10 protein-coding genes are annotated in these 12,856 nt (G+C 73.4%); 3 read left to right on the forward strand and 7 right to left on the reverse strand.

The window, feature by feature from the left end; translation table 11 throughout:
• Positions 1-17: 17 nt before the first annotated feature.
• Positions 18-1,379 (reverse strand): sigma-54-dependent transcriptional regulator, encoded by a 1,362-nt coding sequence (locus HG543_RS24465; protein ID WP_169347260.1) that lies wholly within the window; start codon positions 1,377-1,379, stop codon positions 18-20.
• Positions 1,369-3,480 (reverse strand): two-component system sensor histidine kinase NtrB, encoded by a 2,112-nt coding sequence (locus HG543_RS24470; protein WP_169347261.1) that lies wholly within the window; start codon positions 3,478-3,480, stop codon positions 1,369-1,371. Before HG543_RS24470 ends, HG543_RS24465 begins: the two co-directional genes overlap by 11 nt.
• A 204-nt stretch (positions 3,481-3,684) precedes the next feature.
• Between HG543_RS24470 and HG543_RS24475 the strand changes: the two genes are divergently transcribed.
• A complete protein-coding gene (locus HG543_RS24475; protein ID WP_169347262.1) occupies positions 3,685-3,975 on the forward strand; it encodes a hypothetical protein in 291 nt (96 codons plus the stop codon).
• Positions 3,976-3,988: 13 nt separating this feature from the next.
• Here the strand turns inward: HG543_RS24475 and yedA are convergent, their stop codons facing one another.
• Positions 3,989-4,930: a drug/metabolite exporter YedA gene (gene yedA, locus HG543_RS24480; protein ID WP_343073422.1), complete on the reverse strand. Its 942-nt coding sequence runs from the start codon at positions 4,928-4,930 to the stop codon at positions 3,989-3,991.
• A gap of 260 nt (positions 4,931-5,190) precedes the next feature.
• On the opposite strand from yedA, the gene hrcA reads away from it, so the two are divergent.
• On the forward strand, positions 5,191-6,222 hold the full coding sequence (gene hrcA / locus HG543_RS24485; RefSeq protein WP_169347264.1) for a heat-inducible transcriptional repressor HrcA: 1,032 nt from the start codon (positions 5,191-5,193) through the stop codon (positions 6,220-6,222).
• Positions 6,223-6,228: 6 nt separating this feature from the next.
• Here the strand turns inward: hrcA and HG543_RS24490 are convergent, their stop codons facing one another.
• From HG543_RS24490 to HG543_RS24500, 3 genes are all read right to left on the reverse strand, one after another.
• Positions 6,229-9,081, reverse strand: a complete 2,853-nt coding sequence (locus tag HG543_RS24490) for a carboxypeptidase regulatory-like domain-containing protein (RefSeq protein ID WP_343073423.1) — start codon at positions 9,079-9,081, stop codon at positions 6,229-6,231.
• 168 nt (positions 9,082-9,249) lie between these two features.
• Complete coding sequence (locus HG543_RS24495) at positions 9,250-10,164, reverse strand: lipid kinase (protein WP_169347270.1); 915 nt, start codon at positions 10,162-10,164, stop codon at positions 9,250-9,252.
• A gap of 255 nt (positions 10,165-10,419) precedes the next feature.
• Complete coding sequence (locus tag HG543_RS24500) at positions 10,420-11,289, reverse strand: EF-hand domain-containing protein (protein WP_169347265.1); 870 nt, start codon at positions 11,287-11,289, stop codon at positions 10,420-10,422.
• Between the two features lie 262 nt (positions 11,290-11,551).
• Here HG543_RS24500 and HG543_RS24505 point away from each other — a divergent pair, with 262 nt between their 5' ends.
• Positions 11,552-12,019 (forward strand): transcriptional regulator, encoded by a 468-nt coding sequence (locus tag HG543_RS24505; protein WP_169347266.1) that lies wholly within the window; start codon positions 11,552-11,554, stop codon positions 12,017-12,019.
• Between the two features lie 60 nt (positions 12,020-12,079).
• Here HG543_RS24505 and HG543_RS24510 read toward each other — a convergent pair whose 3' ends face one another.
• Positions 12,080-12,787 (reverse strand): HAD family hydrolase, encoded by a 708-nt coding sequence (locus tag HG543_RS24510; protein WP_169347267.1) that lies wholly within the window; start codon positions 12,785-12,787, stop codon positions 12,080-12,082.
• Positions 12,788-12,856 lie beyond the last annotated feature (69 nt).

Consider the following 12,856-nt stretch of genomic DNA (forward strand, 5'->3'; position numbering starts at 1 on the left):
GTGGCGCATTGCCACGGCTACCCCCCGCGCTCGCGCTCGCGGCGATGGATGGTGGACACATCGATGCCCAGCAGCTCGGCGGCCCGGGTCTTGTTGCCGCCGCAGCGCGCCACCATCCACGCGATGTACTCCGCCTCCAGCCGGCGCAGGGACCACAGCTCCTGCTGGGCGGCGGCCAGCGGCTGTGCCTCCGCTGCCTCGGGCGGCAGGTGTGGGCGCAGGTCGTCGAGCCCCGCCGTCTCGCCGGGGGCGAGCACCACCAGCCGCTCGATGAGGTTCTCCAGCTCGCGCACGTTGCCCGGCCAGGGCAGGGCGGCGAGCGCGGCCACGGCGTCGGGCGTGAGCCCGTGCAGGCGCGAGCGCGGGTTGCGCGCGCGGGAGCGGGAGATGAAGTGCTCCACCAGGAGGGGGATGTCCTCGCGGCGCTCGCGCAGCGGGGGCATGCGCAGGGTGACGACGTTGAGGCGGTAGAAGAGGTCCGCGCGGAAGCGGCCCTCGCGCACGCGCGCCTCCAGGTCCTGGTGCGTGGCGGCGACGATGCGCACGTCCACGGTGCGGCTGGCGTCCGCGCCCACCGCGCGAATCTCCCCGTCCTCCAGCACGCGCAGCAGGCGGGCCTGCAGCTCCAGGGGCATGTCGCCAATCTCGTCGAGGAAGAGCGTGCCCCGGTCCGCCTCCACGAAGAGGCCGCGCCGGGCCGACGTGGCCCCCGTGAAGGCGCCCTTCACGTGGCCGAACAGCTCGCTCTCCAGCAGGTGGTGCGGCAGCGCCGTGCAGTTGACGGCCACGAAGGGCCCCTCGGCGCGTGGGCCCTCGAAGTGGAGCGCGCGGGCCACCAGCTCCTTGCCGCTGCCGCTCTCGCCGCGCAGCAGCACCGCCGCGCCGGAGTGCGCCACGCGCTCGATGAGCTCGTAGAGCGCGCGCATGGGGGCGCTGCGGCCCACCAGCGCGCCCAGGCGGCTTCGCTCCGCGGCGGCCTGACGCAGGGCCCGGTTCTCCGCGCGCAGCCGGCGGTCCGCCAGCGCGCGCTTCAGGATGACGAGCACCTCGTCCAGCCGGAAGGGCTTGGTGAAGTAGTGGTACGCGCCGCGCTTCATCGCCTCCACGGCGCTCTCCACGCCGCCGAAGGCCGTCATCAGCAGCACCGGCACGTCCGGGTCCACGGCGCGCACCGCCTCCAGCACGTCCAGGCCGTCCACCTTCTCCATGCGCAGGTCGGTCAGCACCGCGTCGTAGAGCCGGGCGCGCGCGAGGCGGATGGCCTCCTCGCCCCCGGTGGCGAGGTCCACCGTGTAGCCCTCGTCGGTGAGCGGGTCGCTCAGCATGCGCCCCATCTCCACGTGGTCGTCGACGACCAGGATGCGTCCTTCAGCTCGCATGTCGCTCCTCGGTGACGGGCCTCGCCGCGGGCCACAGCACGGTGACGCAGGTGCCCTGGCCCGGCTCGCTCTCCAGCTCCAGCCGCCCGCCGTGGTTGCGCACCACGTGGGCCACCATCGTCAGCCCCAGGCCCGTGCCCTGCCCGCGCTTCTTGGTGGTGAAGAACGGGTCGAAGACCTGGTTGAGGCTCTCCTTGGGAATGCCGCAGCCGTTGTCGCGCACGGTGAGCGCCACCGCGCCCCAGCTCCCCGCGGGCGAGCCCTGGGGCGGCGAGGCGGACAGCTTCACCTGTCCCCCGGGGGCGCAGGCGTCACACGCGTTGAGCGCCAGGTTCACCAGCACCTGCTGGAGCTGGTCCGGGTCCGCGGCCACGGGCGGCAGCACGTCGGGCACGTCCAGCTCCAGGCTCACCTTGCGGCGCTCGGCCTCCACGCGCAGCAGCTCGTACACGTCGCGGGCGATGGGGCCCAGCGCCACCGGCCGCACCGCCGTGGCCTGCAGGCGCGAGAAGTCCAGGAGCTGGCGCAGCGTGCGGCTCACGCGGTCTATCTGCTCGATGATGACGGCCACGCCGGGCCCCTGCGGGTGGCCCGGGCCCAGCTTGCCGAGCACGTACTCCGCCCGCCCGCGCACCACGCCGAGCGGGGTGCCAATCTCGTGGGCGATGCCGGCGGCGAGCACGCCCACGGTGGCCAGCTTCTCCGCGCGCAGCAGCTGGGTCTCCAGCGCGCGCACGTTGGTGAGGTCCTCCACCACCAGCAGCGTGCGCACGTCCGGGTCTCTTGCTTCCAGCGGCACGGCGTGCAGGTTGAAGCGGCCCTCGTCGCCGAAGAGCGCGAGCGGCTCGCCCAGCAGGCTGTGGGGACGGGCCTCGGCGTTGGCGGCCTCGACGAGGGCGCGCAGGCGGGTGACGACGGGCTCGGGGGCCTGGGGGAAGGCCGCGGCCAGCGGGGCGCCCACGGCGCTGTCGGGCATGCGGGCACGCAGCACCTGGTTGACGGCGCTGATGCGGCCCGTCTCGGTGAGGGCGAGCACGCCGGCGGGGATGTGGTCGAGAATCTTCTGCGTCTTGTCGTTCAGGTGCGCGAGCTGCTCGGCGTGGCGGCGGCTCTCGCGCAGGGCGGCGGCGCGGCGCTGGGCGAGGGCGACGTAGACGGCGAAGGCGACGAGGAAGAGGGCCACCAGCAGCGCGGCGCCGGCCAGCTGCCAGATGAGGCCCTGCTCGTGCGAGCGGAGCGCGGCGGTGGACACGAGGGTGGCCACGAACCACTGGCTGCCGCCTCGCACGCGGATGGGGCTGAAGATGGCGACGGCCTCGGCGCGGCCCAGACCCAGGCGCTCGGCCTCGTCCTCGCGCAGGGGGAGCCTGCCGCGCTCGCCCTCGCGCAGGCGCGCGGCCAGGGACGCGAAGCCGGGGACGAGCGCCCCTTCCGTGTCCAGCCGCCGGTACCAGTCCGCGAGCGTGGGGTCGCTGGCGGACGTGGGCTGGCCATGGGCGCCCACCAGCAGCAGGCGCGTCTCGGGGTCCGAGGTGACGATGCGCAGCGGCGTGAAGAAGGACTCGGTGTCCACGAGCACCGCCACGGCGCCCGCGGGCCGCCCGTCGTCGGCGGGCAGGGCGGTGGCCATGACGCGCAGCCAGCCCTGGGCCTCCGAGATGGAGGGCGAGGTGGTGATGTCGCCGGGGGGCCGCTGCAGCGCGCGCCGGGCGGTCTCCGCCATGAGAGGGAGGACGGCGCCGCGAGCCACCTGCTTGCCGGTGCGCCGGTCCAGCAGCCGCAGCCGCTCGGCGCCCTGGGTGTTGTAGGTGGTCATGACCTTGTACTGGCCCACGGCCTCGAGCAGGGCGCGCAGCTCGCGCCGGTGCTCCGCGTCGCTGCCGGGCTGGGACAAGAGCTCGCCCGCGAGGCGCAGGTCCTCGCCCACGTCCTCCAGCGTCTCGGCGACCCCGCGCGTGGCCTCGTCGAGCTGGGCCTGCCGGTCCGAGGCGAACTGCTGCGCCAGCGCGGCGCGGTCGCGCTCCAGCAGCTTCAGGACGCCCAGCCCCACGCTGGTGAGCGCGGCGCACAGCAGGAGGATGGGCAGGAGCGCGTACCGCATGGGGGCGGTGAGTCTAACCGCCTTCCGTCATGCCTCTTCACGGCTTCAGGCAGGCGAGCGGACCGTGGAGCGCTCGCGGTCGGGCGTCACGATGGCGCGGTCCCGCCGACGCATCCGGACATGGACTCGATGCCCCGGAATACCCAGTTTTATATGAATTGCTGTATCATCCCTGTTGCTTCAACTCGAACCCAGGGAGCACCCATGCGAGCGAGCATCATCGGAGGGTTGTTGTCCGTGGCGGTACTGGCGGTGGGCTGTGGCGGAGCCGAGGTGGGCATCGAGGAGACCCCCGAGCTCGGTCAGAGCGAGGCGGCGGTCCTGAGCTACGTGTGCGGCGTCCAGAACTACGACGTGACGTTCTACGCCGAGCCCGAGCGCATCAACGTCGTCGGCACGGGCTACTGCCTCTGCGGGAGCTCGCTCGAGGTCACCGGCACCAAGACCAACCACTACGTGAAGAGGAACACCCCGAACTGCACCGTGTTCCCCTGACGGGAGCGCGGCCTCACTTCTTGCGCGTCAGCAGCACCACCGCGCCGAGGATGGCGCCCATGGCCACCCACGTCATGGGCTTCATCATCTCCCCGGCCAGCACGCCGCCCAGCAGCACCGCCACCACCGGATTCACGTACGCATAGCTGGTGGCCACCGACGGCCGCGCGTGGCGCAGCAGGTAGCCATAGGCGCTGTAGCCCACCAGCGAGCCGAAGGTGACGAGGTAGAAGTACGCGCCCACCGCGCGCGCCGGGGGCATCACCGTGGGCACCTGCTCGCCCAGCAGCATCCCGAAGGTGAACATCATCGCGCCGCCGCACAGCATCTGCGCCGCGGCGGACATCAGCCCCTGCGGCATGGGCAGCCGCCGGCTCCAGATGGAGCCGAACGCCCAGCTCACCGGCGACAGCATCATCGCCACCGTGGGCAGCCACCGGCCGCCCAGGTCACCCCCCAGGTTGAGCAGGACGATGCCGACGAAGCCCATCGCCAGGCCCCAGCGCTCCATGCGCCCCGGCCACTGGCCGAAGAGCCCGCCGAAGAGCGCCGTCCACATGGGCAGGCTGCCCACCACCAGCGACGCCACGCCGGACGGCACCCACTGCTGCGCGAAGACGATGCCGCCGTTGCCCACGCCCAGGAGCAGGAAGCCCACCAGCGCGCTGGCGCCCCATTGCCGCGCGGTGGGTACCGGTGCGCCGCGCAGCCACAGCGCCGCGAACAGCAGTCCGCCCGCCAGCATGAAGCGGCTGCCCGACATCAGGAAGGGCGGCAGTCCACCCTGCAGTCCCCAGCGGATGGCCAGGTAGGTGGAGCCCCAGATGACGTACAGCGAGAAGAGGCTGGTGATGAGCCCGGCCCGGCTCGCTCCGGCGGGAGCGGCCTCGTTGGTGGGCAGGACGGCGGGAGTGGAGGGGGTGACGGTGAGGGACGAAGCGGGCGAAGCGGACACGGTGCCGCGGCTTGTAGCGCCGCGGCGCGGGCCGGGCCATGTGCGCATTCCCGTACCCCACAGTCGGTGCAGCACCTGGGAGGTACAGTGCGGGAGGGCACGCACCCGGGCGCGGCGGCGCCTGCTTGCCTTCCAGGGATGCCGGCTCCAGGAAGAGGGCCGGCATCTGGACGTCAGGACAGGGGGAACGCGGATTGAACGGCCGCGCCCGCTTTCTTAAACTTCTCCTGGAGCTGAAGGCTCCGGAGCGTGACGCAGAGATGTCCGACGAGCTGGGAGAACGAGAGAAGGAAGTCCTCCGCGCGGTGGTGCAGGAGTACATCACCACGGGCGGGCCGGTGGGCAGTCAACAGCTCACCCGCAGGGCGGGGTTCGATGTGTCCTCGGCGACGATGCGCAACGTGCTCGCCGACCTGGAGGAGCTGGGCTTCCTCGAGAAGCCGCACACCTCGGCGGGCCGGGTGCCCACGGACCAGGGGTATCGGTTCTACGTGGACACCCTCGTCAAGCTGAAGGACCCGACGCCCAAGGACCGGGAGCTCATCCACGCGGGGCTGGTGCAGGAGACCAACCTGGAGGACGTGCTGGGCGAGGCCAGCCGCATCCTCCACTCGCTGACGCGGCACGCCGGTGTCGTCGTCACGCCGCGCCCGGACGCGTCCTTCTTCCACCGCATCGAGTTCGTCCGGCTGCGCGAGGACCGCGTGCTCGCCATCCTCGTGGGGCAGAGCGGTCAGGTGCACAACAAGGCGATTACCGTCGACTTCCCCATCACCTCGGACGAGCTGCTCAAGGCCAGCAACTACCTGTCGGAGCTGCTGCGCGAGGTACCGCTGGAGGAGGCGCGTGAGCGCATCCGCTCGGAGATGGACCAGGAGCAGGCGCTCTACAACGCGCTGACGGCCAAGGCGCTGAAGCTGGGCGCGGCGGCCACGGACCTGCCCACGACCGAGCGCGTCCTCATCCAGGGCACGGGCTCGTTCCTGGAGGCGCCGGAGTTCGCGGACGTGGAGCGCATGCGCGCGCTCTTCAAGACGCTGGACGAGAAGCACAAGCTGCTGTCGCTGCTCGACAGGGTGCAGCGCGCCAACGAGATGCAGATCTTCATCGGCGCGGAGAGCGACTTCTCCGCGGCCGGCGACGTCACCGTCATCGCCAGCCCCTACGGAAACCAGGAGCAGGTGCTGGGCACGGTGGGCGTCATCGGCCCCACGCGCATGGACTACCGGCGCGTGATTCCGCTGGTGAACTTCACCGCGCAGGTGCTGTCGCGGGTGCTGGAGAAGGTGTAGCGCGCCTCACTCCGCGCGGGTGACGAGCACTTCGCGCTCGGCGCTCGCGCGGCGCACCTGGAGGCGCACCGGCGAGCCCGGCGCGCCGCGTGTGCGGGACTCGGCTTCCGTCCTGTCGCGCACCACCAGCCCGTCCACCGCCAGCAGCCTGTCTCCGGGGGTGACGCCCGCGCGCGCCGCGGGGCCGTCCGGCGTCAGCCACGCGAAGGTGACGTGGCCCCGGTCCTCGCTGAAGCCCGCGCCCAGCGTGCCCGGCGTCGCGCGGCGCGGGGCCACCGTCACGTCCCCCACGTCCGTGGCCTCGGCCTCCGCCACCTTCACGGTGCGCGTCTCCACGCGTCCCTCGGGCGGCATCAGCCGCACGGTGTGCGAGCCGGGGCGCACGTCATCCAGGCGGAAGCGGCCGTCCGGCCCCGTCCGCGCGTCCGGTTGGGCGGACACGGGCCGGTCCAGGAACACCGCCACGCCCGGCGCGGGGCCGCCGCCGCGGCTCCACACCGCGCGGCCGGAGATGGAGGCCACGCCGCCCGTCAGCGGCACCTCCACCTCGCCGGAGCCGCCCGGCGTGAGCGTCACCTGCGCCTCGCCCGTGCGGCCGTCGTCGGTGCTCACCCGCACGCGCAGCGCCTGCCCCGGCGCGTCGGTGAGGGTGAAGGTGTCGCCGACGAGCCGCCGCGTGGTGGGCCCCAGGGGCGCCCAGGGCAGCTCCGCGCCGTCCGCCTCGCGCAGCTCCAGCACGAAACCGTCCGGCGGCGCGCCCTTGCGGGCCACCACGCGACCGCGCAGCGTGGCCGCGGGGCGCAGGCGCAGGGTGTGTGGGGACTGGTCCTCGCTGGCGCCGGACAGCCGGCCCAGGCGCCCGCCGTTGTACGCCACCAGCTCCAGCGGCCGGGCGCCGCGCGGGCGCTGGGGCAGGATGAAGCGGCCCGAGTCATCCGCGCGCACGCGTTGGGTGATGGGGAAGTCACCGCCCTGGATGGCGGCCACCACGGCGAAGGGGCTGGGGGCGCCCGAGGGCTCCATCACCGTGCCGGTGAGGGCCGGGTCCTCCTTCAGGACGAGGTCCTGCTGCACCGAGCTCCCGGCCGGGACCGTCACCACCGGGTCGTTCTCCAGGTGGAAGTAGATGCCGGGCGTCTCGTGCAACAGCGCGATGAGCTGGTACACGCCCGCGGACATCTCCAGCTGGTAGCGCCCCTGGGCGTCCGTCTCCGTCGTGCCCGCGCCCCCACTCCCGCGGGGAACGGCGTGCACCAGCACGGGGTGGGTGGGGGCCGCGCCCGACTCGCGCGTCACCTGTCCCCACACGAGGCCCGACTCCGGCAGCGTGAAGTCCACCCGGGTGGTGGTGGCGGGCCGCAGCGTCTCCGACCGGGTCATCCACCGCGCGGAGCCCTCGCGCCGAGCGCGGATGAGGGCCCGTCCCGCCTCCAGTCCCTCCAGACGATAGGCCCCCTGTCCATCGGTGAGCGTGGTGGACGCCACGCCGCCCACCGCCAGGGATTCCGCGCGCACGGGGATGCCCGCGAGGGGTTGGCCCTCCTCGCTCGTCACCGTGCCCTCCACCACCGCCGTCGCGGGCTCCAGCTGAAGGTGAAGCGGGGTGTACCGGCCCGGGGCCACCCCCACGCCCTCCTTTCGCAGACCCGTGAGGCCCGGGGCACGCACGTCCACGTCGTAGTCGCCCGGGGGCAGGTCCATGCGCCAGTCGCCGCCTTCCGTCGAGGTGGCCCGGCCCAGCTCGCCCGTGCCGCCCGAGGGGGTGGCCACCAGCACCGCGCCGCGCACCGGGGCGCCCTCCGCCGCCGACACGGTGCCCTCCAGCCCGCTGGCGCCGCCCAGCGTCACGGTGAGGCCGCGCAGCGTCTCGCCCGGCGCCACGGACACCGATGCGGGCACGCGGCCCATCGACTCGCCCCTCCGCGCGGACACCACCCAGGTGCCGGCCGGCACCTCCAGCGCGAAGCCGCCGCCCTCGCCCGTGGTGGTGCGCGCCGGAGCGGTGCCGCCGGTGGCCGTCACCTCCGCGCCCACCGCGGGCTGGCCGCGCGCGTCCACGACGAAGCCCTCCAGCGTGCCCGCGCCCCATAGCTCCACCACCAGCTCTCCGGACTGGGGGACCAGGAGCTGGGGCAGCGTGCGGCGGCTGAAGCCCGGCGCCTCCGCCGTCAGCACGTAGCGGCCCGGCGCCAGCCCGGAGAGGGTGAAGCGCCCCTCCGCGTCGCTCGTCACCGCCGAGGACTCCTCCGGCAGGTCCATGGCCTCCGCCCACGCGGTGGCCGTCCCGGGATAGGGCCGCAGCGTGACTTCCGCGAGCGGTACCGGCTCCTCGCGCCCCTTCGCCACCGTGCGTCCCTGGAGCGACACGCCCGTGGGGAGGGACAGCTCCACCGCCGTCTCCGGCTGGCCCGCGGGGCGCGTGGCCTCGCGCCGGGCGGGGCCGTGGCCCGGGGCATGCGCGGACAGGAGGTAGTCCCCCGGAGGCGCCGGCAGCCGCAGCGTGCCGTCCCGCGCGGTGGTGCCCTCGCCCGCGCGGCGCCAGGGCGGAGCGCCGGTGCCGTCGTCCGCCATGCGCAGCCAGGCCCGCACGCGCGCGCCCGGCACCGGTCCGCCCGCCGCCACCACGCGCACCACGAAGGCACCGGCCTCCGCTGTCACGGCCTCGGTCAGGGCGGGCGTGCGGGGGGCGGGCTCCGGCGTGTCAGCCGGGGTGACGGTGGCGGTGGCTCCCGGGCCCACCAACGCCGGGCGCGAAGCCTGGGCGCTGCCCGGCGCGGGCATGCGGAACCAGAGGAGCAGCACGGCGGCCAGGCCCAGGCATGCGGCGATGAGGAGCGGGAGTCGGGAACGCTGGCGCACGGGCTCGTCCTCCTCGTGGTGGGGGGACACCACGAATGGACAGCGAGCCTAGGTCAATTCCGCCCAGCGTCCACGGAGGGAGCCGGGTTCCAGTATGGGCGGACGCCGCTCCTCCTCCGTTGAGACAAATCGATGTGACAGATGCATCACCTGAAGCACCGTTCAGGTTCAGGAGGGCGCGGGCGCGTAGACGCGCAGGGCCGCTGGAGCCACCTCGAAGCGCATGGGCGTGTGGCCGATGAGTTCCCCGTCCGCGTTCACCTCCTGGACGGGGTCGGCCTCCACGAACAGGCGCGCGGCGCGCAGTGACGTCACCGCCGGGTGCTCCTGGTGGTCACCGCTGCGCAGCGACAGCGCCACGCGCGCCAGGGTGGCCAGGTCCCACAGGTGCCCCAGGCCGGTGCCCTCGCGGCCGCTCGCCGCGGAGGGCGCGGTGATGGCGTAGACATGGAGGCGCCGGTCGTCCAGCTGCGCGTCCGGCGCGACGATGTTGCCCGCGCCGTGGTAGCGGCCGTTGCCTACCACGAGCTGCAGCGCATCCAGCTCCAGCTCCTGGTCATCCGCCTTGAGGCGCACGCGGAAGGACTGGAGGTCCTTCACCTCCGCGGCGGCGGCCACCGGGTAGGCCAGCTTCCCCGCGCGCTGCTTGAGGCGCTTGGTCAGCCGCTTCGCGATGGCGGTGGCCAGCCCCAGGCTGGCCGCGTTGAGGAACGGCCGTCCGTTGGCCAGCCCCACGTCCACGCGCGCCGTGTAGCCGCGGGCGATGACGTCGCACGCGGCCTCGATGTCCGGAGGAATTCCCAGCGAGCGGGCGAAGTCGTTGCCCGTGCCCAGCGGCAGCACGCCCAGCGTCACGTCACGGCCGAGCAGTTGCCCCACCCCGCAGCTCAGCGTGCCGTCACCGCCGCCCAGCAGGATGCGGCGCGCGCCCAGCTGGGCCATCCGGTCCAGCACGTGCTGCAGGCGCTCGGTGCGGGACAGCGCGTAGCACTCCGCCAGCGGCACCCCGCGCTCGGCGAGCGTGGCCCGGGCGGTGTCGAAGGCCTCGCGGCCGGAGCGGGAGCGGGTGTTGACCACCAGCACCGCCGGCCCGTCGTCCACGGCTCGGCGCCGGGGCGGCTCGATGAGGGCGGGTTCCAGAAGCGACCTCTCTTTCCGTATCGACCTCCAAGGTGTGCACGCCGGGGCAGGCAGGCCAGCGGCCCTGTCGGGAAGGTGGCGGAGGACATTGTCGGAAAGGGAACCCCTTGGCCTGCCTGGAAGGCGAGCCGGGGGCCAGGAGCGGGGCAGCGGGGGAATCGCATGGGCGAGGCCCGCGCTGCCCGGTGGGACGGGACGTCAGTCCTCGGCGTCACGCCCCTCGATGATGCGGCGCTGGATTTCCTCGCGCAGCGGCAGGGCCTCCTCGGTGCTCAGCACACCGTCACCGTTGGTGTCGTACGTGGCCAGCAGCGTCGCACGGCGCTCCTGGGCGGCGGCCACCCGGTCCTCGCGCAGCGCGAGGCGCTCGCCGCTGTCCAGGATGCCGTTGCCATTGGTGTCGTACTCCGCCAGCAGCTCCTGGCGCTTCGCCTGCCAACGCGCGCGCACCGCCTGCCGCGCGGTCTGGCGCTCCGCCTCGTCCAGCGAGCCGTCGCCGTTGGTGTCGTACGTCTCCAGCCGCTCCGAGCGCAGCCGCTCGCAGCGGGCCTCCATGGCGTCCACCAGCGCGGCGCGCTCCTCGGTGGACAGGGTGCCTCTGCCGTCCTCGTCGAAGGCCCATCGCACGCGCCAGAAGGCCCCATGCCGCGCGCGGCGGCCCACCTGCGCCAGGCGCGGGCGGATGGTGTCGCGGCGCTCGCCCAGGTCCGCGCGCAGCTCGGCCAGCTCCGCGCGGCCCAGCGTGCCGTCCCCGTTGTCGTCGTACTTCTCCAGCACCGCCTGCCGCCGGGCGCCGAAGTTACACGGGTTGCCCTCGTCCACCGGCTCCTGCTCCACGCCGGCCACCTCCTCCGTGGCGATGGCCTGCACCGTGGACGTGTCGGCGTCCGCCACCGCGTCCGCGCCGATGCTGCCTCCCTCCTCGGAGGACTCGAGGAAGGCGGCGGCCTCGCCGACGTGGAGTGACGCCTCGCTCGCGGCGTCCTCGCCACAGGCGGTGAGCCCCAGTGGCAGGGCGAGGCAGAGCGCGGCGGTGAGCAGACGGCGGTGGGAAGGGATGCGGTTCATGGGTTCTCCTCCAAGGTCTCGGGTGCTGCGTGTTTCCGGCCCTGGCGTCATGAACCCGGCCTCCGCGGAGAAGTTGCGGGGCGGATTTTCGCGGCCCGCGCGCGAAAGGCCCGCGTCGCGCTGACAAGTGTGCGCGTGAGTCAGTGCGTCGGCCGGTGGACACATGGGGCCGGATGACCACTTCCGTACGGGCGGGGGGCTGCCCACCTTGCAGGTAACGCTGGCGCCATCGCCGGCGCGGACATTGGCCAGGAGGCACCGCATGGCACGTGGAAGCAAGGCGAAGTACTCGGCGAAGCAGAAGCGCATGGCCCAGCACATCGAGGAGGGCTACGAGAAGAAGGGCGTTTCCGAGGAGAAGGCGGAGTCCCGCGCCTGGGCCACCGTCAACAAGCTCACCGGCGGCGGCATGAAGGGCGGCTCCGGCAGCAAGGCCAAGGCCGCGCGCCGTCGCCCCACCGCGCGCAAGAACGCGCGGAAGGCGGGCAGCAAGGGCGGGAAGGCCCGCGCCGCGCAGCGGAAGACGGGCGCCCGCAAGGCCACGCGTTCCACGCGCTCCACCCGCTCGGGCAGCAAGTCCACCTCGCGCGCCACCGCGGGGCGCCGGGCCAGCGCGAAGCGCGCTTCCACGAGCAACCGTTCCCGCACCGCCTCGCGTGGCGGCGCTCGCAAGAGCAGCGCCCGCAAGAGCAGCGCGCGCAAGGGCAGCCGGAGCAGCTCGCGCAAGTAGCGCGCCGTGACGTCCCGCACCCATCCCTCGTACGTGGAGGGATGGGGCGCGAGGCGCGTGCTACTCGTCCTTCGACGGCTGGACGGCGCCGGCCTCGTTCCACGGCCAGGCGCGCGGCGAGGACTCGAGGCGCGCGAGCAGCTCCGCCGGGTCCTTCACCAGGGTGCGGCAGCCCGCGGAGCGCAGGTCATCCGGAGGGAAGCCGCCGGCCAGCACGCCCACCGTGGGCAGCCCCAGCTTGTTGGCGGCGAGCGCGTCGTACGGGGTATCGCCCACCACCACCGTGGTGCGCACGTCCGGGCGGCCCAGCCGCTCCAGCGCCGCGTCGAAGATGTCCGGGTGGGGCTTGCTCTGGTTCACCTCGTCCTTGCTCGTCTTCGTCTCGAACAGGCCATCGATGCCGCACAGCTTCACGTACTGCTTCAGCTCGTCCTCCTTGGCGCTGGAGGCGAGCGCGGTGCGGATGCCCGCCTTGCGCAGCCGCTGGAACAGCTCCTTCACCCGAGGGAAGGCGCGCACCTTGGGCAGGAACTCGTTCATGAAGAGCTGGCTGCGGTACTCCTCCAGGTCCTTGCCGAAGCGCTCCAGCTCCTCGTCGTTGAAGAAGACGGGGACGAGCTGGTCGGCCCCCTTGCCAATCTGGCTGCGCACGTGCGCGAAGGGAATGTCCCGACCGAAGTGCAGGAAGGCGCGCCGCCAGGCCTCGGCGTGCTCGTCCACCGAGTCCACGAGAGTCCCATCGACGTCGAAGATGACGTTTTCCACCATGTGTGCCGTAGCCCCCGGCCTCGAAGGTGGGGACGACGGGGATGGCGGTCAACCGCCCGTGGGCGGCGG

It is taken from the genome of Pyxidicoccus fallax (genome assembly GCF_012933655.1).
GTDB classification, from domain to species: domain Bacteria; phylum Myxococcota; class Myxococcia; order Myxococcales; family Myxococcaceae; genus Myxococcus; species Myxococcus fallax.

What these genes read in the sequence shown, in the direction of transcription:
- HG543_RS24470 (WP_169347261.1), bottom strand. Translation starts at nt 3,480, where the DNA reads ATGCGGTACGCGCTCCTGCCCATCCTCCTGCTGTGCGCCGCGCTCACC.
- HG543_RS24510 (WP_169347267.1), bottom strand. Translation starts at nt 12,787, where the DNA reads ATGGTGGAAAACGTCATCTTCGACGTCGATGGGACTCTCGTGGACTCG.
- HG543_RS24465 (WP_169347260.1), bottom strand. Translation starts at nt 1,379, where the DNA reads ATGCGAGCTGAAGGACGCATCCTGGTCGTCGACGACCACGTGGAGATG.
- HG543_RS24505 (WP_169347266.1), top strand. Translation starts at nt 11,552, where the DNA reads ATGGCACGTGGAAGCAAGGCGAAGTACTCGGCGAAGCAGAAGCGCATG.
- HG543_RS24475 (WP_169347262.1), top strand. Translation starts at nt 3,685, where the DNA reads ATGCGAGCGAGCATCATCGGAGGGTTGTTGTCCGTGGCGGTACTGGCG.
- HG543_RS24500 (WP_169347265.1), bottom strand. Translation starts at nt 11,289, where the DNA reads ATGAACCGCATCCCTTCCCACCGCCGTCTGCTCACCGCCGCGCTCTGC.
- hrcA (WP_169347264.1), top strand. Translation starts at nt 5,191, where the DNA reads ATGTCCGACGAGCTGGGAGAACGAGAGAAGGAAGTCCTCCGCGCGGTG.